At 63.7% G+C, this 23,474-nt stretch carries 18 protein-coding genes and 2 pseudogenes; 11 read left to right on the plus strand and 9 right to left on the minus strand.

The window, feature by feature from the left end; translation table 11 throughout:
- Window positions 1-113 precede the first annotated feature (113 nt).
- From nrdH to MANAM107_RS05870, 4 genes are all read left to right on the plus strand, one after another.
- Window positions 114-356: a glutaredoxin-like protein NrdH gene (gene nrdH, locus MANAM107_RS05855; RefSeq protein ID WP_179901329.1), complete on the plus strand. Its 243-nt coding sequence runs from the start codon at window positions 114-116 to the stop codon at window positions 354-356.
- Window positions 357-375: 19 nt separating this feature from the next.
- A complete protein-coding gene (gene nrdI, locus MANAM107_RS05860; protein WP_179901330.1) occupies window positions 376-795 on the plus strand; it encodes a class Ib ribonucleoside-diphosphate reductase assembly flavoprotein NrdI in 420 nt (139 codons plus the stop codon).
- Window positions 780-2,936, plus strand: coding sequence for a class 1b ribonucleoside-diphosphate reductase subunit alpha (nrdE, locus tag MANAM107_RS05865; RefSeq protein WP_223912346.1), 2,157 nt, complete (start codon window positions 780-782; stop codon window positions 2,934-2,936). The genes nrdI and nrdE overlap by 16 nt, the downstream gene beginning before the upstream one ends.
- A gap of 293 nt (window positions 2,937-3,229) precedes the next feature.
- Window positions 3,230-3,982 (plus strand): hypothetical protein, encoded by a 753-nt coding sequence (locus tag MANAM107_RS05870; protein WP_223912349.1) that lies wholly within the window; start codon window positions 3,230-3,232, stop codon window positions 3,980-3,982.
- A 551-nt stretch (window positions 3,983-4,533) separates the two neighbouring features.
- Here MANAM107_RS05870 and MANAM107_RS13240 read toward each other — a convergent pair.
- The 3 genes and pseudogenes from MANAM107_RS13240 to MANAM107_RS13250 all read right to left on the minus strand — a co-directional run bounded on the left by MANAM107_RS13240 (window position 4,534) and on the right by MANAM107_RS13250 (window position 5,893).
- Window positions 4,534-5,031: a transposase gene (locus MANAM107_RS13240; RefSeq protein WP_373314074.1), complete on the minus strand. Its 498-nt coding sequence runs from the start codon at window positions 5,029-5,031 to the stop codon at window positions 4,534-4,536.
- An 11-nt stretch (window positions 5,032-5,042) separates the two neighbouring features.
- Window positions 5,043-5,375: pseudogene (locus tag MANAM107_RS13245) on the minus strand (transposase).
- A 68-nt stretch (window positions 5,376-5,443) separates the two neighbouring features.
- Window positions 5,444-5,893 (minus strand): transposase, encoded by a 450-nt coding sequence (locus MANAM107_RS13250; protein ID WP_373314075.1) that lies wholly within the window; start codon window positions 5,891-5,893, stop codon window positions 5,444-5,446.
- Window positions 5,894-6,676: 783 nt separating this feature from the next.
- On the opposite strand from MANAM107_RS13250, the gene MANAM107_RS05885 reads away from it, so the two are divergent.
- Entirely contained in the window at window positions 6,677-7,753 is a 1,077-nt protein-coding gene (locus MANAM107_RS05885) for a sensor histidine kinase (protein WP_223912352.1), read from the plus strand.
- Complete coding sequence (locus tag MANAM107_RS05890; protein WP_223912355.1) at window positions 7,750-8,451, plus strand: response regulator; 702 nt, start codon at window positions 7,750-7,752, stop codon at window positions 8,449-8,451. Before MANAM107_RS05885 ends, MANAM107_RS05890 begins: the two co-directional genes overlap by 4 nt.
- A gap of 79 nt (window positions 8,452-8,530) precedes the next feature.
- Here the strand turns inward: MANAM107_RS05890 and MANAM107_RS05895 are convergent, their stop codons facing one another.
- The 5 genes from MANAM107_RS05895 to MANAM107_RS05915 form a co-directional block, all read right to left on the minus strand.
- Window positions 8,531-9,808: an IS256 family transposase gene (locus tag MANAM107_RS05895; protein WP_223909453.1), complete on the minus strand. Its 1,278-nt coding sequence runs from the start codon at window positions 9,806-9,808 to the stop codon at window positions 8,531-8,533.
- Between the two features lie 557 nt (window positions 9,809-10,365).
- Complete coding sequence (locus tag MANAM107_RS05900) at window positions 10,366-10,611, minus strand: transposase (RefSeq protein ID WP_223912359.1); 246 nt, start codon at window positions 10,609-10,611, stop codon at window positions 10,366-10,368.
- 542 nt (window positions 10,612-11,153) lie between these two features.
- On the minus strand, window positions 11,154-12,053 hold the full coding sequence (locus tag MANAM107_RS05905; protein ID WP_223912362.1) for an ABC transporter permease: 900 nt from the start codon (window positions 12,051-12,053) through the stop codon (window positions 11,154-11,156).
- Window positions 12,054-12,088: 35 nt separating this feature from the next.
- Entirely contained in the window at window positions 12,089-12,829 is a 741-nt protein-coding gene (locus MANAM107_RS05910) for an ABC transporter permease (protein WP_263421933.1), read from the minus strand.
- Window positions 12,830-12,840: 11 nt separating this feature from the next.
- Window positions 12,841-14,061, minus strand: coding sequence for an ATP-binding cassette domain-containing protein (locus MANAM107_RS05915; protein WP_223912893.1), 1,221 nt, complete (start codon window positions 14,059-14,061; stop codon window positions 12,841-12,843).
- A gap of 476 nt (window positions 14,062-14,537) precedes the next feature.
- Here MANAM107_RS05915 and MANAM107_RS05920 point away from each other — a divergent pair, with 476 nt between their 5' ends.
- The 5 genes and pseudogenes from MANAM107_RS05920 (at window position 14,538) to MANAM107_RS05940 (ending at window position 21,793) form a co-directional block, all read left to right on the plus strand.
- On the plus strand, window positions 14,538-14,690 hold the full coding sequence (locus tag MANAM107_RS05920) for a lacticin 481 family lantibiotic (protein WP_223912368.1): 153 nt from the start codon (window positions 14,538-14,540) through the stop codon (window positions 14,688-14,690).
- Between the two features lie 230 nt (window positions 14,691-14,920).
- Complete coding sequence (locus tag MANAM107_RS05925; protein ID WP_223912372.1) at window positions 14,921-17,704, plus strand: type 2 lanthipeptide synthetase LanM family protein; 2,784 nt, start codon at window positions 14,921-14,923, stop codon at window positions 17,702-17,704.
- Window positions 17,694-19,793, plus strand: coding sequence for a peptidase domain-containing ABC transporter (locus MANAM107_RS05930; RefSeq protein ID WP_223912375.1), 2,100 nt, complete (start codon window positions 17,694-17,696; stop codon window positions 19,791-19,793). The genes MANAM107_RS05925 and MANAM107_RS05930 overlap by 11 nt, the downstream gene beginning before the upstream one ends.
- 67 nt (window positions 19,794-19,860) lie before the next feature.
- A pseudogene (locus MANAM107_RS05935) lies at window positions 19,861-20,309 on the plus strand (transposase family protein).
- A gap of 326 nt (window positions 20,310-20,635) precedes the next feature.
- Entirely contained in the window at window positions 20,636-21,793 is a 1,158-nt protein-coding gene (locus tag MANAM107_RS05940) for a hypothetical protein (RefSeq protein ID WP_223912379.1), read from the plus strand.
- A gap of 84 nt (window positions 21,794-21,877) precedes the next feature.
- Here the strand turns inward: MANAM107_RS05940 and MANAM107_RS05945 are convergent, their stop codons facing one another.
- Window positions 21,878-23,467 carry an SLC13 family permease gene (locus MANAM107_RS05945; RefSeq protein ID WP_223912384.1) on the minus strand — a complete coding sequence of 530 codons (1,590 nt, stop codon included), beginning with the start codon at window positions 23,465-23,467 and terminating at the stop codon, window positions 21,878-21,880.
- Window positions 23,468-23,474: the final 7 nt, after the last annotated feature.

Below are 23,474 nucleotides of genomic sequence, written 5' to 3' on the forward strand. Positions count from 1 at the left end.
TCGCGGGGCCACCATGGCCTTCCGCGAATGACAAGCGTGTGGTTACACCAGTGCCATCCCCTTGCGGGGGCGAGGCGCCGGGGTCGCCACCGGAACCCGAGGGAGAGGCCACCATGGCGATCACCGTCTACAGCAAGCCCAACTGCGTCCAGTGCACTGCGACCTACCGTGCGCTGGACAAGGCCGGCCTGTCCTACGAGGTCGTGGACATCTCCCTGGACGCCGAGGCCCTGGAGCAGGTCAAGTCCCTCGGCTACGCCCAGGCGCCCGTGGTCATGGCCGGCGGTGAGCACTGGTCCGGCTTCCGCCCGGACAAGATCAAGGTCCTGGCCGCCCTTGAGGCGGTTGCGGTCTGATCCTGAGGGCCGGCGCCCGGTGAGCACGGCACGCGAGGGGCCCTTCCTGGTCTACTTCTCCTCCACCTCGGAGAACACGCACCGGTTCGTCGGGAAGCTGGGCATCCCGGCGGTGCGCATCCCTTTGCGGCGCACCGAGGCGCCGGTGACGGTGGACCGCGAGTACGTTCTCGTGGTGCCCACCTACGGCGGCGGGGCCGTCAAGGGGGCGGTGCCCAAGCAGGTGATCGCCTTCCTCAACGATCCGCACAATCGTGGCCTGTGCCGCGGCGTTATCGCCTCGGGCAACACGAACTTCGGCCGGGCCTACTGCCTGGCCGGTGACATCATCGCCAGCAAGCTCGGCGTGCCCCTCCTCTACCGCTATGAGCTGCTGGGCACTCCCACTGACGTCGCGCGCGTCACTCAAGGATTGGAAGACTTTTGGCAGAAACGCTGACGGACACCGGCTCTGAGACCGTGTCCTCCCCGGAGCTGGACTACCACGCGCTCAATGCGAAGCTCAACCTCTACGACGCGAACGGGCTCATCCAGTTCGACGCCGACCGGGAGGCCGCCCGCCAGTACTTCCTCCAGCACGTCAACCAGAACACTGTCTTCTTCCATGATCTGGAGGAGAAGCTCGAGTACCTGGTCACCGAGGGCTACTACGAGGGCCACATCCTGGACAAGTACTCCCCCGCCTTCGTCAAGAGCGCCTTCAAGGCCGCCTACGCCCATAAGTTCCGCTTCGAGACCTTCCTGGGCGCCTTCAAGTACTACACCTCCTACACGCTCAAGACCTTCGACGGCAAGCGCTACCTGGAGCGCTTCGAGGATCGGGTCGCGATGGTGGCCCTGACCCTGGCCGACGGCGATGAGCAGCTGGCCCTGGACCTCATCGAGGAGATGATGACCGGTCGCTTCCAGCCTGCCACCCCCACCTTCCTCAACGAGGGCAAGGCCCAGCGCGGGGAGCCGGTCTCCTGCTTCCTGGTGCGCATCGAGGACAACATGGAGTCCATCGCCCGGGGTATCAACTCCGCCCTCCAGCTGTCCAAGCGCGGTGGGGGAGTGGCCCTGCTGCTGAGCAACCTGCGGGAGATGGGGGCGCCCATCAAGCGCATCGAGAACCAGTCCAGTGGCGTCATCCCAGTGATGAAGCTGCTGGAGGACTCCTTCTCCTACGCCAACCAGCTCGGTGCCCGCCAGGGCGCGGGGGCGGTGTACCTGCACGCCCACCACCCCGACATCATGCGCTTCCTGGACACCAAGCGCGAGAACGCCGATGAGAAGATCCGGATCAAGACCCTGTCCCTGGGCGTGGTCATCCCGGATATCACCTTCGAGCTGGCCCGCAACAACGAGGACATGTACCTCTTCAGCCCCTACGACGTCGAGCGCGTCTACGGCATGCCCTTCTCTGAGGTCAACGTCACCGAGAAGTACCGGGAGATGGTGGACGACGGGCGCATCAAGAAGAAGAAGATCAACGCCCGCACCTTCTTCCAGACCCTGGCCGAGATCCAGTTCGAGTCCGGCTACCCGTATGTGATGTTCGAGGACACGGTCAACCGGGCCAACCCGATCAAGGGCAAGGTGGTCATGTCCAACCTGTGCTCGGAGATCCTCCAGGTCTCCGAGGCCAGCACGCTCAACGAGGACCTCACCTTCGCCCACGTGGGCAAGGACATCTCCTGCAACCTGGGATCGCTCAACATCGCCAAGACGATGGACTCCCCGGACTTCGCCCGCACCATCCGCACCGCGGTGCGCGGCCTGACGGCGGTCAGCGACCAGACGCACCTGCCCAGCGTGCCCTCCATCGACCGGGGCAACCACGAGTCGCACGCGATCGGGCTGGGGCAGATGAACCTGCACGGCTTCCTGGCGCGTGAGCGCATCCACTACGGCTCCGAGGAGGGCCTGGACTTCACCAACGTCTACTTCGCCTGCGTGCTCTATGCGGCCCTGACGGCGTCGAACGAGATGGCGGTGGAGCGCGGGCAGAGCTTCGTGGGCTTCGAGGACTCGACCTACGCCAGTGGGGAGTTCTTCGAGAAGTACACGACGCAGGACTTCGTGCCCGTGACCGAGCGGGTGCGCGAGCTGTTCGAGAAGTCATCGGTCAAGGTTCCCACCCGCGAGGACTGGGCCGAGCTGGCGGAGAAGGTGAAGAAGGGGGGTCTGTACAACCGCAACCTGCAGGCGGTGCCGCCCACGGGCTCGATCTCCTACATCAACAACTCGACCTCCTCGATCCACCCGATCGTGGCCAAGGTGGAGATCCGCAAGGAGGGCAAGATCGGGCGGGTCTACTACCCGGCGCCCTTCATGACGAACGACAACCTGGAGTTCTACCGGGACGCCTACGAGATCGGCCCCGAGAAGATCATCGACACCTACGCGGCGGCCACCCAGCATGTGGACCAGGGGCTGAGCCTGACCCTGTTCTTCCCGGACACCGCCACCACGCGCGATGTCAACCGCGCCCAGATCTACGCCTGGCGCAAGGGCATCAAGACCCTCTACTACATCCGTCTGCGCCAGGCCGCCCTGGTGGGCACCGAGGTCGAGGGCTGCGTGTCCTGCATGCTGTGATCCGGCCGGGAAGCGGTCCCTGGAGCGTGCCCCTCGTAGCGGCAAGTGCCTCTGGAGGGAATCCGTAGGCGGTCGTCAGGGCGTGTCATCAGTCGATTGGATAGTCCAGTCGACCTAGGAACTCTCGTCCGCCGATGTGGCAAGGTGGAGTCAGTGACGAGCATCGGAGATCGGCTAGGAAAATGACGCTCCCGCGCCTCGATAGTGCCGGATGGCAGTGACTGTCGTCGATTATGCCGATGCCATGTTCATCTCGACTGTCCACAGATGCTCGACTTGAAGGCGGGATTGGCATGCCTGAATCTGATAGCGCCCATGGCATTTCTGGGCATTATGCGGCCGGAGGACTTCAGTGGCAGTTTGATCTCGCGCGATATGTTCGTAGCGAGATAGCGACGGTGATGGATTTTCTTGACACGCTACCGGACTCCTCATTGTCCGGTCTCGATGTGCTTGAATTCGTATCCGAATCCTACTATGCGATGCTTCCGGATCATGCGAGCGACTACCGAGTGGTAGTCATCGATATTGACGGCGGGATGCTCGAGGAGCCGCCAGTCCAGCGCATTGAGGGGCAGCAGGAGCGAAGGTCGTATGTGAAGGCGGAGGCTATGAGCGCCGCCATGCGTTATCACGCTACTCGTTTCAAGGCGGTATGCATCCTCAGTGGTTCCATCGCCTCTCTCACCCCGGGTGAGCGTCTGAGGGTGATGAGGCGAGCCGCTGGGTGCCTGCCATTAGGTGGTGTCTTCATTGCCTCTGTCGAATATGTGCTCCCGCAGGCGCCTCCCACCCACATCGTTCGACTCCACTCCGACGCAGAGTTGATCGATGAGACCGATCACCGGAATCGCACCTGGCGAAGAATCCTGCGCCGCGGATCGCAGGAGTGGATATCTGAGTTTCATCTGGTCACGCCCGAGGATCTCGCGCACGATATCCGCACTACAGGCATGACCGTCGTCAAGCAGCAATCAACCCCAGATCCCGACCATCCCTTCCTTATCAGGGTAGTACTCGGCGCTATCAACCCGGCGGTGTCATAGGGTCGTAGTAGCAGTGCTGGTTGGGGGTGGGAGGCTGTGCTGGATGGGGTGCTGACGATGATGGATCGGGCTGCGATCGCGCGGGGGCTGGAGTCGGGGTGGTTGTTGTGCAGGGTCGCTGAGCGGATCGGTGGTGATGTCTCAGTGGTATTGCGGGAGATCGCTGGCAATCGCAGGGCTTGTGGGTACCGGCCCGTGGGTGCGGACGTGGCGGCCCAGCGGCGCAGGGCGCGCCCCCAGGGCTTGCAAGGTCGATGCCTGCCCGGCCCAGGTGGGCCAGGGTGCTGGCCGGCCCTGGCGCGCCCGATGCTGGCCGCGTCAGATCCGCGGGGCGGCTGCGAGCCAGGCCCGCTGATGAGAGGCTCGAGGCCCTGGCAAAGGAGGTTCCCCCAGAGGCGATGGGAGCGGTTGCCTCGGGTGAAGCGATTTACGCCCGGGGGGCTGCGCTATGCCACGGGCGAGGCTGCGTGAGCACGGGATCATGCCGCGGTGGGGCGCACCCGGCGCCGGCCTCGCCGGAGCCTGTCAAGTTTTCTGTGTAAGCGGGTGGGTTAGAGGTAGGGCTTGATGCGGTCGGGGTAGGCGGTGGTGAGTTGGGCCAGGGCCTGCTTCCAACTGGTGACCTTGGAGCCCTCGACGAGGCGGGGTTTGGCTCTTCGGTCGTTGGGCTTCTTGCCTTTGTCCTTGTCTCGCTGGTGGGCTCTGTTGTCCTCGATGTCGCAGATGGTCAGCCACAGCAGCTTGGTGGCGGCTTCGTCGGAAGGGAAGTGGCCTCGGTTCTTGGTGACCTTGCGCCGCTGGTAGTTCAGCGACTCGATACTATTAGTGGTGTAGATCACTCGTCGCAGGGCCGGGGGGAAAGCCAGGAAAGGGGTGAACCGTTCCCAAGCCCGCTCCCAGGTCGCCGCGGTCTGGGGGTACTTACCGCCCAGGTCGCTGGAGGCGAAGTCCTCCAGGGCCTGCCAGGCGGCCTCCTGATTGGGGGCGGTGTAGACCGGCTTGAGGGCCGCGGCGACCTTCCTGCGATCGGCGTAGGACACAAAGCGCATGGAGGCCCTGATCAGGTGGTACCCGCGCAGGTCTGGACCACTGAGTCGGGCCAGGTCGCTTCGATGGCCTCGGGCAGGCCTGTTAGCCCGTCACAGCATACGATCAGCACGTCGTCGATGCCGCGGTTGGCCAGATCGGCGCATACGTGGGCCCAGAAGGAGGCTCCCTCGTCGGCCCGGGGCCCAGATGCTTAAGGCACATGCTTGATGCCCTCCATATCCACGCCGATGGCGATATGAGCGGCACGATTGGCCACCCGATTGCCCTGGCGGATCTTGATCCTGATGGCATCCAGGTAGACCACCGGGTAGAAGGCCTCCAGCGGGCGCTGCTGCCAGTCCATGACCGCCCCAGCGCACCGCGTCAGTGATCTTGGAGATCGTCGCACTGGACAGGTCCACCCCCAGCGTCTTACGCAGGTGATGGGAGATGTCGCGCACTTCTCAATCCCCCCGGGCGTACCAGGCCTGGTGATTCACACGCATCCAACCCGTCCATCGGGCGCTGGCCCTTGCGCACCAGGCGCGGGGTAAAGCTCCCCGCCCGGTCCCGGGGGACCTCGATCTCGAAGGGACCGACCTCAGAGTCAACGGTCTTAGTGGTGGTGCCATTGCGGGCGTTACCCCTGGCCTCGGTGGTGGGCTCGCCCTTGGCATAGCCCAGGTGGTCACCTGGCTCGGCGCGCAGCCCGGCCTCCAAGGACTCCTTGAGCAGTGCGGGCAGCAGCCCGTCCTGGCCGGTCAGAGGCGTCGAGCCCTCACGGATCTGGGCCAACAGCCCATCAAGAGCACCACAGTCCCGAAGCTCAGCAGCCACCTGAGCACCAGAAGCAGGAACAGTCTTGTCATCCATCACAGTCATCAGTGTGCCAGTCCTTCCAAGAGGGCTTACACAGAACAGTTAACACGCCCCCTCGCCGATCCCTGGGTCAGCGCAAGGCCCCGATCATCGCCATGCCAGCCTCGGTGAGCCCCCTCCAGGAGGCCATCGATCGGCGGGTGGCGGGCCATTGGGAGGGCGAGGTGATCATCGAGGCCCACGGACCCAGCGCCCCGAGTCACCCCGGTGGAGGCCCGCCACCCGATTCCTGAGCATCCTGGCACTGCTCAAGGGAAAAGGACTCCACTGGCGTGTGGAGGCGCTGATTGATGAAGGGCACCCTGACGCCGGACCAGGGCAGCCAGATACACCGGCTACGCCGCCCTGTAGCGGGGCCACCGATATGCCGGTGTATCTCGCCGATCCCCACAGCCCATGGCAACCAGGATCCAACGAGAACACAGGTGGGCTGATCCGCCAGTACCTGCCCAAAGGCACCCCCATCCCCTAGCACCAGCCCTACCTGACCGCCATCGCCGAACGAGCACGGGTGAACGCCCCCGAGTGACCCTGGACTACCTCACCCCACACCAAGCCTTCGAACGCCCCCTCGCTGCGCCCACCCCTTGACACCAAGATCTCGCGATCCGCGCACACCTTGACGGCGCCGCTGCCCTAAGGTAGCAATGACCCGTGAGGAGATCGGCTGACCTCCAGATAGCGCAGTCCCTGTGGCGGCGGGGGGTGCGCCTGTGGAGTGCAGCCCCGCTCCAGCAGAAGTACTCCTTAACCGGGCTTCTCCTCGGCTTGCTCAATCTTGTGCTCATGTTGATTTTCAACGGCCATCCCAGTCTGGAGCGCGTGATAATCATGATCGGGGGAGTGGCGTCACTGGCATTGATTCCCTTTCGCCCAGTAAAAGGGGCATTGATCTACCTGATTCTCTGGGTGGCTTCTCTTCTCCTCCCTGCTGCCGATATTGGCGATATGGGAATACTGACGGCTATCTTCGGATTTCTCCTGGGTCGCTTTCTTGATTCGCGTCTTGCGTTCGTCCTCGCATCAACTATCCCCTTGTCCGTGCTCGCGCTGTACCCACAACATAGCGTTGCTGCATCCATCCTCTTGATTATTATCTGCCCGATTCTGCTGAGCATTATGCTACGGCGCACTGAAATAACGTGGCATCAAGAGGTCTCTGTGGCCACCGAGCAATTGGCGGCTATCCGAACGGAGGTGGCCCGTGAGATGCATGATCTTGTTGCCTACTCGATGTCCCAAACGGCGTTGCGTGCGCAGCGTGCAGCTTCTGACCCATCCTATCCTCCGGCTGTGCGTCAGGAATTTGCTGCGATTGACGCAACTGCTTCCGACGCCCTTCATGAATTACGACTTATTCTTCGGGTGCTCCGCACAGAGAAAGCGGGGGAGGAAGAGGCAGTAGCGTCCTCAGGCGAGCAGTTCGGTGGGCTCGGAACAGTCGTGCTTGACCTCAATAGTGTCGTGCGTGCGCTCGCCGATGACCTGGCCACTGCCGGCTATACTGTGAGTTACCAGGCTGTTGGCGATACTGACTGCGGTCGGCTCCAGGCCACGGCGCTGTCTCGTGTCGCTCGGGAGATGAGTTCCAACATCGTGCGACATGGAGACCCGGGCAAACCGGTCACCATCACGCTGGTTCGGGATGTCAGGCAAGTTCGGCTGGTGATGACTAATGGAATCAGGAATCCTGACTCCCAGGATCTACCTTCTTCGGGCCAGGGAGTACTGGGCATGCGGGAGCGGTTGGAGGTGGTCGGCGGATCCTTGTCGACACTGGAGGATGATGGGGTGTGGATGGTGACCGCCTCCGTGCCGCTTCGCTCCTCAGCAACCTCAATCGCAACGGAGGAACCCTCATGATCAGTATCGGCATCGCTGACGATGATGGCCTGGTCCGTCATATGCTGACGGATTTGCTCTCCAGAAATGGAGACATTGCTGTGGCCTGGGTTGCGAAGGACGGTCAGGAGGCGCTCGATTTTATCCGATCTAATGATATCCCTGATATCCAGGCAGTGCTTCTCGATGTGCAGATGCCTCGCCTCGACGGTTTGGCTCTTGCCGAGATTCTTCGTGACGAGACTCCGGACTTGGCGATCCTTATTCTTACCACGTTCACCGCCGATTCGATTGTTGATCGAGCTTTGGCTGCCGGTGTGCGTGGCTTTGTGGCGAAGGAAGATAATGTAGCCACATTAGCGGGTGCTATCCAACAGGCGGTGGAGGGAAATCTTGTGCTTTCTCCAACATCCTCCTCATCTATTGTCAGTGATCATCTTCAAGGTCGGTTGAGCGGTCCTCCATCTGCCCAGCAGCCGTCGATCCCTACTGTAGTTGAGACGGAGCAGGCTGCTCCGCCGCGTGGTGTGGCACTCTCGGGGCGCGAACTTGATGTCCTGGAGCTCTTGGTTGACTCCTTGAGCAATAAGCAGATTGCCCGGAGGCTCGGGGTCAGTGAAGCTACCATCAAGACTCATGTTTCTGCCATCATCGCCAAGCTAGGCGTGCAGGATCGAGTGGGAGCAGCAGTCTATGCGCTGCGGCACAACATGGTATGAACGCCGTTCCCTCGTTAACTGGGACTTGTGATAAGGTCGGTTTTACTTCTGTGCTGGTATGACCATGATCGTCCGCAGGTCAAGTCCTTGGGGGTGGTGTAGGGGTCCTTCGGCGAGGCGGTCGGGCTGTTAGGGCTGGTGGTGGGGTTGGATCGTCCTGTGGTGTGGTGTTGGTGCGGCAGCGGGTCAGGATTTCTAGGCCGAGGTAGTGGTGGTCTTCGTCCCATTCGTCGGTCTGCTCGGCTAGGATAGCGCCGACCGCGCGGATGATGGCCTGACGGTTGGGGAAGATGCCGGCGCTGTCGGTGCGGCGGCGGATCTCCTTGTTCAGGCGCTCTTGGGGGTTGTTGGACCAGATCTGGCGCCATACGTCGGTGGGGAAGGCTGTAAAGGCCAGGAGATCGGCTCTAGCGGCGTCCAGGTGGTCGTGGACCTGGGGCAGGCTCTGGCGGGTGTGGTCCAGGAGACGGTCGAACTGGGCCTGGACAGCTGCTGCGTGGGGCTGGTCATAGACGCTGTGGAGCATGGCCTTGAGAGCGGGCCAGGCGCTTTTGGGGGTGATGGTCATCAGGTTGGCGGCGTAGTGAGTGCGGCAGCGCTGCCAGGAGGCTGTGGGCAGGTTCGCCGCGATCGCCTCCACCAGGCCCTTGTGGGCGTCGGATGTCACCAGCCTGACCCCGCTCAGGCCCCGGGCTACCAGGTCTGCCAGGAACTCGTTCCACGCTGCCCCGCTCTCGGCGGTGGCTACCCGCAGGCCCAGGACCTCACGATGACCATCGGAGTTGACCCCGGTGGCGGTCAGCACCACGGCATTGACGACTCGTCCGCCCTCGCGCACCTTCATCGTCAGGGCGTCGGCGGCCACGAAGGTGAAGGGGCCCGCTTGATCCAGGGGCCGGTTGCGCAAGGAGGTCACATGCTCATCGAGCTCGGCAGCCATGCGCCAGACCTGGGATTTCGACAGGCTGTTGATGCCCAGGGTCTCTACGAGCTTGTCCATGCGGCGGGGCCAGACTCCCGCCAGGTAGGCGTCAGCCACCACTGTCACGAGTGCGGACTCCGCTCGTTTGCGGCGCCCTGGCAGCCAGTCGGGGAAGTAGGAGCCGGTGCGCAGCTTGGGAACGGCGACATCGATCGTGCCCACCCGGGTGTCCAGGTCCCGGTGACGGTAGCCGTTGCGCTGAGCCCGGCGCTCAGGGCTGGCCTGGCCGTACTGAGCGCCGCACACCGAATCAGCGTCAGCTGAGAGCAGGGCGTTGATCACTGTCTGCAGCAACGAGCGCATCAGATCCGGGGAAGCCTGCCCCAGGGCTTGGTCCAACACGGCAGCAGGGTCGACAATATGAGGAGCGGTCATCGTGTGATGTCCTTTCGAGTGGGTTGTAGGAGATTCCTTGAAGGGCCACACGGTGACCGCGCCCACGCTCAGCGCGGGTCCGCGACCACCAGCGGCTACACCACTCTATGGGGCACTACTCGTCCGCATGTTGATCGTCGATTCCCGTGCTGGCCTGGATGGATCCATTGATCATCTGCGCGAGGCTCCTGGATCGTACGTCTCGCCTGGTTGTCATCAGCATCCGTCGAACTGATGGTTCGGGTCAGTCGATATGGTGAGCCATACGGCTGACGGCGGAGCCTGCGTCGTGCGCGATAGTAATCCTGTCCGCAACCCAGACGCTAAGGAGGGCGAACATCATGTTCAACGTATTCACGGTTATCGCCGGCATGCAGGGCCCCTGGTGGCATTTCTGGTTATAGTCGTGGCTAAGCTGCTGCTCTTGCGTAGTGATCCGGGCCTCCTGGGGGGCCGGATCACTTCATGCCCTGTCTGCTGACTCTTCGTGTTTGAAGGTGTGGTAGGTGGGGCATATTGGTTTGTTGGGTTGATCGTTGTAGTTTGTTTCGTGGTCGTCAGGAGTGGATGAGGCTGCGGGTGATGTAGGTGATGTGGTGGGTCAGATTTCTAAATCTCAGGGTGACGGCTCGCAGGCGCTCCAGGAGTCTGTCCGTGGCTTCGGTGAGGCAATTGGATGTGTGGGAATGGTCGAAGCAGGTCGGGATGTCCTGGCTACGGCTGGTCAGGGTCGCATCCAGTGCTTTGATCTCTTTCAGCCCCGCCGGGATAGCGGCCTTCAGGCTATCGATGGTATGGTCCATCGCCTGCCTTTCGAGGGCGGGGCAATTTCTCTGCGGCCGAGGTCTTAAACCCGGCGAAAGCCGTCTATGGCACCGCCTCGAGACCCTGACGCCATGCCTAATCGCGCTGGTTCAGCCAGTCCTTGAGGGCCTTGCCTGACCGGCTCTCCACAACATCGAGGAGGGCGTCTGGACCAGTGGCGTCGGGCACGGGGATCAGGTTGATGATCACGGTGACGAGCTTATTGTCTCGCTTAGCATGGTGCCAGGTGTGTTCATCAACCCCGATGACCGGTGCGCCATGGAGGCGCGCCGGATCCTGGATTGATTTGCTGGGGGAGGATAAGGATTGCGCTGTTTGCTGTATGCCAGGAGGATTATTCGTAAGGGCAGGGTTTGCCTACGTTTGCCCGGGTTGGGGGCACTTGTTTGGTCCGTGAATAACCTTCCAGGCAACCCTTGGCAGTCTAGAATGTGGGAGCCGTGACATTGCATCTATCCGGTCGAGAACACCGCGCTGTAATCGGCATCAATCAAGTCCCCGACTGGTTTCTCTTGCGATGTCAGTGCTGCTTCTTCTTCAGTGCCCTCCTACTGAAGAAAATGGTGGCGGTGATGAGGGTGGTATTCCAGATGAGGAACCACGCAATCTGTGTGGGCGTGGGCATGGACAGCGTGCGGGCCTGCATACCAATGGTGATCTGGGAGTAGGGGTAGAAGGGTGCCAGCGGTGGTACGGCCAGGAGTGTGGCCAGGCCCAGGAAGGAGGCGCCCATTCCGATCAGGACAGCGGTGGCGAAGCTGGGTACGTAGATGCCAATGAGCAATTGGACGGTGACGATGGTGATGGCTCCCAAGGCTCCCAGGAGGGCCCAGGTGATCGCGGTGGTGATATCGGTCGGGGTGAGGTGGAATCCCAGGGCCGCACTGGCGGCCATGACGAGCAGGAGGAAGACCGTCTGGCAGTAGAGGGCGAACAGGGTGGTCAGGGTTAATTTTCCGGTGTAAGTAGTGGCAGCGGCGCCGTAGGTGGCCATGCGGCGCCAATTGTCATGCTCGTGCTCCATGCGGGCCAGGCCTGTGGCACGGATGGTGATCAGGAGGGGGAGGAAGAAGGTGCCCCACATCAGTGAACCCTGGCCCCAGACTACCTGCCAGGTGACGCCTTGAGCGCGGAAGATCTCGGTGTAGCCGAGGTATTTGTACACGCCGCTGGCGGTGTTGAGGGCGGCCAAGGCCACTGCGACGATGACCAGGATCCAGGAGCGTTTGGACTTGATCCGCTCGATGGTCAGGGGCAGCAGGAACCGTTGGTGCAGCCGGCTGGTCCTGGTAGTAACGGTTGGACTGGGCGGGGTGGGCCTAGAGGGCTGGCTTGCGGTGATGCTGAGGCGGTTGGTCGTGGCGGCCCCGACGGCATGGGGGCCCACGGGATTCTGAGGGCTCGTTGCTACTGTAGTCATGAGGTGGTCTCCTGGTCTCGCTCGGCTGGGTGGGTCTAACGTGTGACTTGTCGGCTGAAGACGGCCTGGGTGATGGCGGCGGCGGCGAGGCCGATGACGATGACGATGACGATGTAGACGCCTAGGTGGTCCAAGGGTGCTAGGCCAGTGATCCTGCCGCCGTCCCTCAGTATGCGTACGGGAGAGACCACACCGGGGTACTGCCAGGGCAGGAAGACGGTCAGGGCCGCGGGGATGAAGTTGGTCAGGTTGCCGAACAGGCCACCCAGGGCGCCGACGGTCAGTGTTACGGCCTGGCGATGGACAAGGAGTGCCAGGGCCAGGTGGATAGCGGTCATCGCGATGTTGGCCAGGAGCAAACTGACCAGCCAGGTTGCGGTCATGCTCTGGTTGATAGGTGCACCGCTAGCGGCGGTTAGCAGTGTGGTTGCGGTCACCAGGGCGATGGCGGGTACTGAGCAGATCGCCAGGGCAGTGGTGAGCTTGGCCAGGAACAGGGAGGTGTGCGGCTGGCCGTCGGCGAGGAGCTGGGACAGCATGGTGCTGTCATGCTCGGTGGTGGCCAGGCGCGAGGCCACCACAGCGGAGATGATTGGCGCGACTATGCCGTGCACGGCTGTGGCTTGGAAGATAGCGACGCTAGTGCCGGCGATGGTCCCATCGGGCGGGTCCGCCAGGGCCCGGGTCGTGACTGCCGCGGCCCAAGCCAGTTCGAAGCCGGTGGCCAGAAGCAGGGTGAGCCACAGTCGCGACCTCCTGAGCTTGGAGATCTCCAATCCTAGGGCTCTCATGCTCCCACCCCCCGCCACCCTTGGTAGGCAGGCTGGGCATAAGTAGGCACCGGTCGGGCTGGGGTCGGGCGGGCCTGCGACGGGGGCTGTGCCGCCGGTGCCTGGAAGGCAGCCCGGCGAGCCGGGGCCGCCGGCGGCTGAGGCGTCTGCCATGGCTGCCGGTGCGGTCCTCGGGTGCCCGTATGGACGGACGCCGATGCCTGAGGTGAAAGTCCCTGCCGCTGGACTGGCGCCTGACGGGCGTCAGCACGTTGGTGCGGCGTTCCGGGCAGTGGCTGTTGCGGGGCGCTGGCCTGGCCATGCGGGGGTGCCTGCTCGGTGATATCGAGGAAGATCTGCTCCAAGGAGCGGCGTCTCAACTCGACGCGGTAGATGCTGGCGCCCGTGGTGACCAGGGCGGCGACCAGCCGGGCGACGTGATTGTCGTCGTAGGCGGGCATGGTGATCTCCCCGTCTTGGACCGAGTTGACCTGCCATCCCTGGGCGGTCAGGGCCTGGGCGGCAGGAGCGGTCTGATCGGGGCGGATGCGCACCACGATGCGGCCGGCCTCGGCCAGGGCGGAGAGCGGCCCCTGATAGACCAGATGGCCGCGGCTGATAATGCCGATGGTGTCGGCCATCTGCTCGATCTCACTGAGCAGATGGCTGGAGACCATCACGGTGATCCCCCGGGTGGTCGGCAGGCTGGTGATCAGCTCGCGGATCTCGTGGATGCCGGAGGGGTCCAGCCCGTTGGTGGGCTCGTCCAGGATGAGGAGCTCGGGCTCTCCCAGCAGTGCCATGGCCAGGCCCAGCCGCTGCTTCATGCCCAGGGAGTAGGCCCGTGCCTGCTTGTCGGCGGCATAGGACAGGCCCACGGTATTCAGGGCCTGATCAATGCTGGCCGCGCCCAGGTGCTTGACCCGCCGCACGATGTCAAGGTTCTCTCGCCCAGTCAGGTGACCGTAGAAGGAGGGCTGCTCGATCAGCGAACCCACGCGGGCCAGTGTACGACCAGGTGAGAAGGGCTCACCAAAGATCTCCACGTTCCCGGCGGTGGGGCGGGTCAACCCCAGCAGCATCTTCATCGTGGTGGATTTACCTGCTCCATTGGGGCCGAGGAAGCCGTACACCTGCCCGGCAGGAACCTCCAGACCAACACCGCTGACGACCTCAGCAGCTCCGTACCGCTTGGACAGTCCCGTACTGCGCACCACCGGGTGCTGACTAGTCTTCATCACTGCTGAACTCCTTTCCGATTCTGCTGCCCCGAACGCAGGGGCATTGGCTATGTGATAGGTGTATTCACCCTAGCAGCGATCGGAAATCCGTGGGGCTGATTCTTATCCTACGAATGGGCTAGCCGATCGTCGTATTGACGTTCTGGAGTAGGGGTGCTCAATGGCATGAGGCCTCGGTCGGCGGTAGCAAGATTGTCGTCCACTTGTCGTGTTGACATCAAGAACCAGTGGCGCCATCGCGCGCAGTAAATAGAATCTGTGCGGAACGAGGTTCCACTCATTTGGGACACCATTTTCTCGTCCTTGACGAGGCGGAGGGGGACGCCTAGCGTCCTTACCGAGGTTCAACTTCTGAGTCGCCAACCTTGGACGGCCCGGCGGCCGCTGGGACCTCGACACCGTCAACAACCCGACAACTATTGCAACCCGACCGGCACCGCCAAAGGACGGTGCGAATCCGAAAGGAGAACATCATGAGCAACATCAACATGCAGGCCGTAGCCGCCCTCGATGAGCTGAGTGACGCTGAGCTCGATGAAGTCCTGGGAGCTAATGGCGTCATCACTACGATTAGTCACGAGTGTCACCTGAACACCTGGGCGTTCGCGTTCACTTGCTGCTCCTGAGCGTGGCTGGCCAGTAGGGAGGCCTCAGTCATGACAGCGGTCGTCCGGGCTGTCCACCCCACATCCCACGGAATATATTTGGCGTTAGTTTTAAGAAAGTGATCATGGTTGCAAGCCCGCAGAGCGCACGGATGGAAGATGCAAGAAAACTGTGGGCTCTCGACTTTGCGTCATCCTCACCTTAACGATCATTGCAGGCAGAAACGACTACATGCACTTGGAGTACTCTCATGGAGAATTCGTCCGACACTCCGTTCCACGCGTATGTCTCGACGTGGAGCGATGAGGCTGGACCCCTGATCCGACGATTTCTGCCTCCCGAGCATCTTGATTCGCATATCTTGAATACAGTCGGTCCTGTCCTGGTCTACCTCATCAACGAGTACAGAATTGAGGGTCGGCTTGACGGAGACTCCCCGGAAGAGCGCTACCAGGACTTCGAGGCCTCCGCCAACGAGAGGGTGATCCCTGACATTCGCTCCAGGTTCCCAGGAGTTCTTGAGCGCCTTCGTTCCCGACTCGAATCCCTTGAGGCCCTGTGCGCCACGGTGCTCCAGCGATTCAAAGACGACTATGAATCGCTGGTAGCCGAGTCCATCATTCCACCAGAGGCCTGCGATATCCTCCACATCAAACCGACTGGAGACCTTCATGACGGAGCCGCCACGTGCTGGCTCTCCCTGAGTGGGGACGTGACCCTGTACTACAAGCCCCGGGAGTCCTCTGGTGAGCTCCTGCTACAGGCCGTTTCTGACGCGGTCGCAACGGCGGCTCGCATCAGTGCGCCCCGGATAACGCCGCGGCTCAGCGCCCGTTCGCGGTATTCCTGGGTACAGGAGATGAAACCCGAGCCGTGCTCAAGCAGGGACGCGGTTGACACCTACTATGAGAGGGCGGGGCACCTGCTCGCTGTGGCCCACCTGGTCGGCCTGACGGATCTTCACCACGAGAACATCCTGCCTGGAGACGGCTCCCCCTGCGTCGTTGACGCTGAGACCATGTTCAGCACCCCGTTGAGGCAGCCTGTCCTCGCAACCCAGGCGGCACTCGAAGTCAACGGCTCCATCATGTCATCTGTCAGCGGTATAGGTATGCTTCCCATAGGTGCCGGCAATGAGATGTATGGGGGCGACGTCAGCGGACTGTCCCAGGGCAGGTGGAGGAGGGAGTTGCGGGCGCTCGTTAACCTTGGCCGCGACGATATCAAGTTCACCAAACAGGTGCTGGAGCACATTGACACAGCCCATCTACCGCACCTCGTCGAAGACGGAGAGTCCACCGCCCTGCAGCCGGTGGACCACGTCGATGCCATCGTCCGGGGCTTCACGCGGTCTTACATGGCAGCGGTGGGAGTAAAGCAGGATATTGCTCTGCTGGTGGCGGACCGCGCCCCCAGCATTGACTGCCGGCTCCTCGCCCGCAGGACCGCTGACTACAGAATGTTCATGAACTACCTGTGGTCTGTAACCAGACTCGGGCGGCAGAATGAGATCTATGACTACCTCCGCCGTAGGTCCGAGGGACTTTCCGAGCAGATCGTCTCCTCTGAGATTACCCAGATGAACGAAGGCAGCATTCCGATATTCTGGTGCTCAGGAGACTCCATAGAGGTCCATGACCCGTGTGGAGCGCTGGTGGCCAGCCTGGATGCCCCTCCGGCCCACGGCGTGTACACGGTCCTTGACACGCTTGGCGATGACGACCTTGCCCTCCAGCAGAGGCTCATCCGATTCGCCTTTGACAGCGAAACATCGCTTTCTCTCCAAAGCCCCCAGCGCATGAGGTACGAGCGCGGACTCCAGGAATCTGGGTACTGTGCGCACGAGGGAGCCAAGGACCTCTACAGGACGATATGCGAGTCCGCGGTCAGCGCCAAGGCGGACGGCTCTGTCAACTGGCTGAGTCTGGGAGTCGACGACCACGACGCACTGGAGTTGTCCCCGCTCACAGGATCGCTCTACTCGGGGACACCGGGGCTCGCGGTGGGACTCCTGAGCTACCGTGAGCTCAGTGGCGAGCGCAGCATGGATCCCCTGCTGCGCAGCATCGCCCAAGAGGCTCTCAAATCCTACAGGCGAGGCCTGGCCGCGAAGGGGGCACTCTTTTCCTACTACAACGGGACGCTGGGATACCTGGCCCTTCTTCGCGCGCTTGGCGCCCAGGGCCTGGCCGACGCTGACGCGGACCAGTTGACCCACGACTTCGTGGACACATGCGCCTCGGTTCCCCTTGACGGCCTTGATGTGGACGTCATCAGCGGGGCCGCAGGAACTATCATCGCGCTGGCAACCCTGCCGGACCGCAGGCAGGCCGAGCCGCTCATCACTCAACTGGCCGACTACTTGGTCAGCTTACGTGGCAGTAACTGGGCCGTCTCCAGGCCCCAAGCCGTCGACAACGCCAGCTTCGCCCACGGTGCCAGCGGGATCGCTACTGCACTGCTCCATGCCGCCGCTATCACCGGTCGTGGCGAGTATCGCGACTCCTGGAGGGCGGCCTGGAAGCACGACGAGCACTTCCGACGTGGGAACACCTGGGTGGACATGCGCCGCGACGACGGGCTTGCCAGCGCCAATTGGTGCCACGGGCTCACCGGCCTCATGCTGGCCCGGTGCCGGTGGCTTGACCTCGACGACGAGCACGGCCTGCTCTCATCCGACGAGCGCGCAGCCGTCAGTGATGAGCTGCTGCTCGCCGCAGACGGGGTCGAGGAGCATGGGTTGGGACTTCACACCTTTGCCCTCTGCCACGGAGTGGGAGGAAACTTGCTCGCCCTTGAGAGCGTGGCCCACCGGCTAGCAGGAAGATCCTGGGAAGATGAGTGGACGAGCATGAGTAGTTTTGGGATCGCCAAGGACTGGCTGTGCGGTCTGAGCGACCACTTCCAATCCTACTCGGCGATGAGCGGACTGCCCGGCATCCTGCACGCACTCGCCGAGCATGCCAAGCCAGGCAGGACCATCTCACCGCTGCTCCTTCCCAGTCTCGAGTGGGGTGGTGGCCATGCGCGTTAAGTTCCGGATGCAAACCGGAGAGCAGGACTGCCTTCTGGCCTGCTACTCGATGGCCGTCTCCTCCCTGGGGATCGACATCCTCCCCCATGAGTTCTACGACGGCGACGCCCTGCCTGCGGACGGTCTGAAAGCCAGCTACCTGAGGCAGATCGATAGCTCCGTCGGAACCTGCACCCGCGCCTTCCGGGATCCCGGGCCAGAATGGACGCGTGAGGTCTTCGCCTCCTTCAACGGCCCTGCGATCGCGTACTGGAACTCCAACCATTTCGTGGTAGTCGTCTCGATGTCGCGCACCCACGCCCGCGTACTCGATCCTGCTCTTGGCAGGATCCGCCTACCGCTGGAGGACTTCCACCGCTCTTTCACCGGGGTATGGATCCTCGTCGAGCAGGACCGCCCCCCGGCACTGGCGCCCCGCTCCCGGCCGTCCTCCGCCGTCAGGATCTTCCTCTCCCAGCACCTGTGGTTGCTGTTCCTCGGCCTGACGATCGGGCAGGCCGCCTCCATGGCAGTCGCCGCCGGGGTGCGCACTGTGCTCGGCGCAGACTACCTCTGGCCGGTCACCATCTCTCTGGGCATAGTGCTCCTCCTCCTATACCTGGCATCCTGCCTGCTGCTGACCGCTGCCCAGCGCAGGCTGACAAGCAGGTTTGAACAGCGCTACTCGGACTCGCTCTTCCGCTCGGTGCTGAGGCGGCCCTACCTGTTCTTCAAGAGCCAGACCGTCGGATCCCTGATCGAGATCATCAGCCTGCGTGGAACAATCAGGGACCTCATCCTCTCCTCAGCAATCCCGGCTGCCATCAATTTCCTCTCCGTCATGGTCCTGGTGGTCTACCTGGCATGGATATCCGTGCCCCTGACCCTCGTAACGTGCGGGATATCGCTGCTGTTCAGCATCCTGGCCGGACTCGCCGTCCAGCGGGAGCGTGACGCCAGCCAGGCCTACGTCCAGCGTCAGGTCGCCTTCACCTCAACCATCCAGCAGGACATCCACTGTGTTGAGGAGACCAAGGTGACCCGCACGGAGGACCAGGCGGCGGCTCGCTGGTCAGCGGAGAACAACCGCCTGGCTGAAGCCTTCAAGGCGACCTTGGGCGCCCAGAACCTCAGCATGGGTGTCCAGCGCGTCTACTACGGAATCTCCCTAGTAGTCATTGCGGCTTTCAGCGTCAGCCTCTACCGCTCAGGGCACGTAGACATGCCCGATGTAGTGCTATTCCAGTCGGGAGTGGGCATGCTGGCAGGAGCAACGTCGGAGCTCCAGAACTTCTTCGTCTCTTGGGCAAAGGCCGTAGTCTTCGAGCATAAGCAGGCCCCTCTCCGAGAGGAGCCTGAAGAGCCGCACCGCGACGTCGTCCTCGCTGACTCGCCAGCGTTCATCACGGCACGCGACATGTCCTGCACCTACCCAGGTGGTGAACCGGTCTTCGCTCCCATCTCGCTGACCATCGGTCAAGGAGAACGCGTGGCCATCATTGGGGAGTCAGGATCAGGAAAATCCACCCTGCTGCACACGCTCATGGGCCTACTGCCACACACTGGAACAGTAGAATATGGAAGCGGATGGGACCGCTCGGGGCTGGGCGTGGTGCTGCCCGGTATGTCACTCCACACCGGAACCGTGCGCGACAACCTGGTAGCCGAAGGTACCGACAGCACCGAGGCCGCCATCTGGGAGGCGCTCGCCGCAGTCAACCTCGCGGATACGATCTCCCGCCTGCCCCGCGGGCTTGACTCCGCCGTCTTCGAGTCCGGCAGGAATTTCTCCTCCGGGCAAGCACAGCGCCTCCTTGTGGCCAGATCCCTCATACGAGGCTGCCGCGGCATCTTCTGGGATGAGGCACTCAGCGGAGTGGACGCGAGCACGCGTGAGAGCATCTATCGGAACATCTTGCAGGCCGAAGCCTACCGCGGCGTGACGATTATCGCCGTCAGCCACCAGATGGACATTCTGAGCCGGGTCGACCGGGTCGTCTACGTCAAGGGCAGCCACAGTGCACCTGTCATCGGCGTGCCGACCGCCCTGGAGCAGACGAGCCGGCGGTACAAGAGGTTCGTTGCCAGCGCCAACCTCCTCGTCGCATAGGCGTGCTGGCCATGACTGGCATCTGCCTGGCCCAGGGGCGTGGCCCAGGGCAGCCTCCTGCTCGTGGATGGTACACCGATCTCCACTGGCAACAGGCCCGCAGCCGGCAGACAGGTCGAGAAGGCCAACTGACTGGGGCAACCACCACGCCCAGTGCCTGAACGTCCAGGTCGCCACCACCACCGACGGCACTCTCGTAGCCATATCGGACCCAGTGCCCGGCTCACGCCCCGATGGCGCCGCCCTGGGCCTGTGCGGCTGGGATGAGATCCTTGCCGGCGCTGATTGGATCGCCGACACCGCCTATACCGCTCACGGTGCGCTGACCCCTATCAAGAAGACTCCAGGCAGAGAACGCCTGGAATGGGAAAAGAGTTCAACAGGGCCGTATCGTCCATGCGTGCCGCTATCGAGCACACGATCGCCACACTGAAGAAATGGAAGATCCTATCCACCGGCTACCGCCACCGCCTGGCAGAACTCCCCACCATCATCACCCTGGTCACCAAACTATAGCTCTACAGAATAGGCTGATAACCCCCATGTGAATAACGCCCTCGGTGCGTGATCAGTAGTGGACTGGGGATCCCCCATCCAGCGCGAAACCCGGCTCGCCCACCGTCCGGAAGGCTGCCGGGTCCACTCCGCAAGGCTACTGCCCTGAGCAGGGATCATCATACGCGGGCGTTATCGGGAAGGTAAGCCTTGTCGACAACGCCCGCCTTGTCGGGAACGCCTGCCTTCCTGGCAGCTCAGGGGAGCCGTGAAAGCGACCCGGGTCAGGCGGTGACCGTGCGTGATAGGAGCCGAGGTGGGCGGGCCCTGCCGTCTATCCTGGGCGCATGTCCTCCACCGATGACGCTGCGGACTCGCCCGGGCCTACCGCAGAGGCTGCTCCGGACGGAGGCCCCATCACGGGCGCCACCCCCGCACCCCGGCGTCGGCCTTGGGTGCGACGGCGCACTGCGACCCTGGGGGCCCTGGGCGTCCTGGCCGCGGTTCTTGCCGGCGGCGCCGCCCTGTCGTACCACAACGCGAACCGCCCCTGCCCTTGTCCGCTCCCACCCCCACCCACCCCGGCACCCGGGCTGGCCGAGCTGCGCGCCGCCGTCACCCGCTTCAACACCGAGCACGGGTGGACAGGCGTCGATATCTCCGAGGACAACCGCTCCGGCTGGTCGAGCTCATCGGTCCAGGCGAGCCTCCAGGTCATCGGTGACCTCGGTGAGACTGTCACGCCCACTCGGATGGCGTCCTTCGTCGTCGGGCTCCATGAGGCGGTGGATGGCCTCCTGGTACCGCCCGGCTCGGACGCCGTCCCCCTCCAGGTGCGGGTCGAACTGCGCAGCCGCCGGCGCAGCCAGGACATGGGGATCACCGCTGAGATCGCCAGTGCCACTGATCATGATGTCCTGGCCGCCTGCATGTCAGTGGCCAGCGAGGCGCTCGACAGTGGCACCAACTCGGCCGCGTTGACCGGCGAGACACTGGCCCTGCGTCATCCTGATCCCGACGGCGGCGGCCTCCTCGACCCGGCTGTCTGGCTGTCGGCTGCGCCTGCGAGTCTGCCGGCCGGCGTCGTCCTGGAGCAGCAGCGCGACTACGACGGGAACTGCGTGCTCATCACCCGCATGATGGCTGGAGACGACATGTCCGAGGTGCCCCTGGCCGATCTGGCTGAGGCAGCCTGCGGGCTGCGGTGGTATGAGGCGACCGTGGAGTCGGGGGAGGCGGGCGCAGTCGTGCGCCTGTCCGAGCCTGAAGGCGCGGGGCCGCGCTCCGACCAGCCTCTTGGGGTGGAGGATCTGCGCGGCGTGCTGGACCTGGCGCGAACCGGCACCTGGGCCCGGTGGATCCTCGCCGACGGCGGTGACGGCTACCGCGGCGTCGTCTTCGAGTGCACCGACGGCACCCTCTCCGTTCCCGAGGTCGTCCCGGCACTCGCGGGACCGGGCATCTCCCTGGAGCGCTCCCGCGAGGTGCTCGCCGAGCTGGGGTGAGCGTGGCGGTCAGGGCCGCGCGGGCGGGCCTGGCTGCGGGCGGGGCGCCCCCACGCCGGACAGGCGCTGAAGGCGCCCCGCAGCTCACAGGCTCAGGCCGAAGACCGGGACCACCAGGCCCATGACCGCCAGCGTCACCAGCACCGCGCCTGCCAGGTTGAGCCAGAGGCCGGCCCTGACCATGTCCCCGATCTCGATGTAGCCCGACCCGTAGGCCACCGCATTGGGGGGTGTGGCCACCGGCAGCATGAAGGCGAAGGTCGCCGACAGGGCCACCGGCACCACCAGCAGCATGATGTTGGCGGGGGTCTGCTCGGTCAGGCCGATACCGATGGCGACCCCGCCCATGATCGGCAGGAAGGCCGCCGCCGTCGCCGTGTTCGAGGTCAGTTCCGTCAGCAGGATGACCAGCAGGGCCACAGCCGCGATGAGGAGCGCGATCGGCAGCGCCCCCAGTCCCTTGGCCTGCTCCCCGATCCAGATCGATAGTCCCAGGCGGGAGAACATCGCCGACAGCGACAGCCCGCCGCCGAAGAGCAGCAGCACATCCCAGGGCAGGTCCTTGGCCGTGGTCCAGTCCAGGAGCCGGGTCCCCCGTGTGCGATCGCCCGGCAGGAGGAAGAGCAGGGTCGCCGAGATCATCGCGATGAGCGCATCGGAGATCGTCAAGGACGATCCCGTCTGCTCCAGGATGATGGGGGTCAAGACCCAGGCGGCCGCCGTCATCACGAAGACGACCGCCACCCTCATCTCGCCCCTGCTCATGGGGCCCAGCTCGCGCCAGGCCTCCTCGATGACCTCCCGGCCGCCGGGGATGTCATCGACCTCGGGCCGGAAGAGCACGTAGACCAGCAGCCACCAGGCCACCCCCATGAGAATCACCGCCAGGGGGACCCCCACCAGCATCCACTGGCCGAAGCCGATCTCGATCCCATGCGTCTCGGAGAGGTAGGCCACCATGAGCGCGTTGGGCGGGGTGCCGATGATCGTCCCCACCGAGCCGATCGAGGCCGCGTAGGCAATGCCGAGCATGAGGGACGCCGACAGGCACCGTATCCTGCCCATGCCTCCCACCAGGGAGGAGACCAGACCCAGCACCGAGATGCCGATGGGCAGCATGACCACCGCCGTGGCCGTGTTGGACACCCACATGGACAGGAAGCCCGTGGCGACCATGAATCCCAGCACCAGCGTGCGCGGCCTGGTGCCCACCCGCAGCACCACCGCCAGGGCCACACGGCGGTGGAGGTTCCACTTCTGCATGGTCAGGGCCAGCATGAAACCGCCCATGAACAGGAAGATCGTGTCCGAGGCGTAGGGGGCTGCCACCTCCTTGAACTCCGCCACCTGCAAGGCCGGGAAGATGACCAGGGGGAGCAGGGCGGTGGCTGCCAGCGGGATCGCCTCGGTCATCCACCACGTCCCGAGAAGGACGGCAGCAGCCGCCACCGCTCGCAGGCCGGCGATGGTGTAGGTGGCCTCGTTGCCGGCCGCCGCGGCAGCGCTGTTGACCTGATCGACGGCGTCGGCGGGGAAGAGGGTGTAGACCAGCGCCGCCAGCACCGGCCCGAGGATGAGGCCGATGCGCTGACGACGCAGCGCCGAGGGCGTGGGAGGGGTCTCGGAGCCGGCACGGGCGCGGGAGCTCGACTCGTGGGTGACGGGCAGACTCATGGCGTGC

Source organism: Actinomyces capricornis, from assembly GCF_019974135.1.
GTDB classification, from domain to species: Bacteria; Actinomycetota; Actinomycetes; order Actinomycetales; family Actinomycetaceae; genus Actinomyces; species Actinomyces capricornis.

What these genes read in the sequence shown, in the direction of transcription:
- nrdH (WP_179901329.1), top strand. Translation starts at nt 114, where the DNA reads ATGGCGATCACCGTCTACAGCAAGCCCAACTGCGTCCAGTGCACTGCG.
- MANAM107_RS05870 (WP_223912349.1), top strand. Translation starts at nt 3,230, where the DNA reads ATGCCTGAATCTGATAGCGCCCATGGCATTTCTGGGCATTATGCGGCC.
- MANAM107_RS13240 (WP_373314074.1), bottom strand. Translation starts at nt 5,031, where the DNA reads ATGCGCTTTGTGTCCTACGCCGATCGCAGGAAGGTCGCCGCGGCCCTC.
- MANAM107_RS13250 (WP_373314075.1), bottom strand. Translation starts at nt 5,893, where the DNA reads ATGACTGTGATGGATGACAAGACTGTTCCTGCTTCTGGTGCTCAGGTG.
- MANAM107_RS05885 (WP_223912352.1), top strand. Translation starts at nt 6,677, where the DNA reads ATGTTGATTTTCAACGGCCATCCCAGTCTGGAGCGCGTGATAATCATG.
- MANAM107_RS05890 (WP_223912355.1), top strand. Translation starts at nt 7,750, where the DNA reads ATGATCAGTATCGGCATCGCTGACGATGATGGCCTGGTCCGTCATATG.
- MANAM107_RS05895 (WP_223909453.1), bottom strand. Translation starts at nt 9,808, where the DNA reads ATGACCGCTCCTCATATTGTCGACCCTGCTGCCGTGTTGGACCAAGCC.
- MANAM107_RS05900 (WP_223912359.1), bottom strand. Translation starts at nt 10,611, where the DNA reads ATGGACCATACCATCGATAGCCTGAAGGCCGCTATCCCGGCGGGGCTG.
- MANAM107_RS05905 (WP_223912362.1), bottom strand. Translation starts at nt 12,053, where the DNA reads ATGACTACAGTAGCAACGAGCCCTCAGAATCCCGTGGGCCCCCATGCC.
- MANAM107_RS05915 (WP_223912893.1), bottom strand. Translation starts at nt 14,061, where the DNA reads ATGAAGACTAGTCAGCACCCGGTGGTGCGCAGTACGGGACTGTCCAAG.
- MANAM107_RS05920 (WP_223912368.1), top strand. Translation starts at nt 14,538, where the DNA reads ATGAGCAACATCAACATGCAGGCCGTAGCCGCCCTCGATGAGCTGAGT.
- MANAM107_RS05925 (WP_223912372.1), top strand. Translation starts at nt 14,921, where the DNA reads ATGGAGAATTCGTCCGACACTCCGTTCCACGCGTATGTCTCGACGTGG.
- MANAM107_RS05930 (WP_223912375.1), top strand. Translation starts at nt 17,694, where the DNA reads ATGCGCGTTAAGTTCCGGATGCAAACCGGAGAGCAGGACTGCCTTCTG.
- MANAM107_RS05940 (WP_223912379.1), top strand. Translation starts at nt 20,636, where the DNA reads ATGTCCTCCACCGATGACGCTGCGGACTCGCCCGGGCCTACCGCAGAG.
- MANAM107_RS05945 (WP_223912384.1), bottom strand. Translation starts at nt 23,467, where the DNA reads ATGAGTCTGCCCGTCACCCACGAGTCGAGCTCCCGCGCCCGTGCCGGC.